The sequence below is a fragment of the Candidatus Symbiopectobacterium sp. genome, from assembly GCF_020054415.1.
GTDB lineage: Bacteria > Pseudomonadota > Gammaproteobacteria > Enterobacterales > Enterobacteriaceae > Symbiopectobacterium.
The window spans coordinates 1-1004 of record NZ_JAHWCO010000628.1 but is presented as its reverse complement, the minus strand read 5'-3'; the positions used below and the strand labels follow the sequence as shown (position 1 = coordinate 1004).

The 1004-nt window shown below is 48.9% G+C and carries 1 protein-coding gene; it reads left to right on the top strand.

The window, feature by feature from the left end:
• A partial coding sequence (locus QZ506_RS18315; RefSeq protein WP_291973018.1) for a hypothetical protein occupies positions 1 to 1004 on the top strand: 1004 nt, incomplete at both ends.

Sequence of the window (1004 nt, the reverse complement as noted above, 5' to 3'; positions counted from 1 at the left end):
TGACTTAACCAATCAGCTTACCTCTGAAAAGGGTTTTTATATTGATAAGCTTGATCCAGACAAGCGCAATGCGTTGCTGAATCAGGCTATGGGCTATCAGTCGCGGTTAGAGGCAAAGGCAGCAGCAGCAGAGGCAAAGCGCGAGGCGTTGGCGGCCAGAACGTATAATTCTTTTGCTCAGCAGGTATATTCTGATTTACCCACCACAGCAGATCAGCAGGAAAACTTAATTTCTGCCACTAAAGGGACAAGCGTAGAGGCAGAAGTAAAAGATTTACTATCTGATCAAGAAACGATACGCAAAGTAATATCTTCTGGGCCAGTTGAATCGCAGAACTACGTCAATAATCTGTACGCTAATCTGAATGCTAACGGTGGCGATATGCGACAGTGGCGACTGGCTCAACGGTTAACGACGGCCGTACAGAAGACCAATAAGCAGTTAATGGAAACCCCATTGCTGTTCAACCAAAACCGCACGGGGGATGCTATTACGCCCCTTGATATGACTGCCCTAAATCCGGCAACCGCCGCAGCGATGAGTGCTATGGAGGGCGCTGATATTACTCAACGGGTTGGCGCGACCATTACCGATCGGTCTGCGACCATTGATGCTGTGCGGAACAATACAGGCGTTAATGTTCCACGCCGATTACTTCTTCCGCAGGAGGCGTCTTATCTGTCAGGGGAGTTGAAGAAGCAATCAGCTGAAGGCCAGGCGTCGTTGTTATCCCGCCTGAGGAACGCCGTTAATAGCGATACCGATTATCAGTCAATCATGCAGCAAATCGCCCCTGATAGTCCGGTAACAGCTTATGCTGGCAGCCTTGCTGTTACTGATACCCCGCTTACAGTGGAAAGCGATTACTTTGCCGATGACGTAACCGTTACAGGCCAGCAGGTTGCACAACGTCTGCTGATTGGTAATCAAATTCTTAACCCATCAAAAGAGCAACGAAACGAAGACGGAACGCCTAAAAACTTCCCCATCCCGTCTCAAAAGG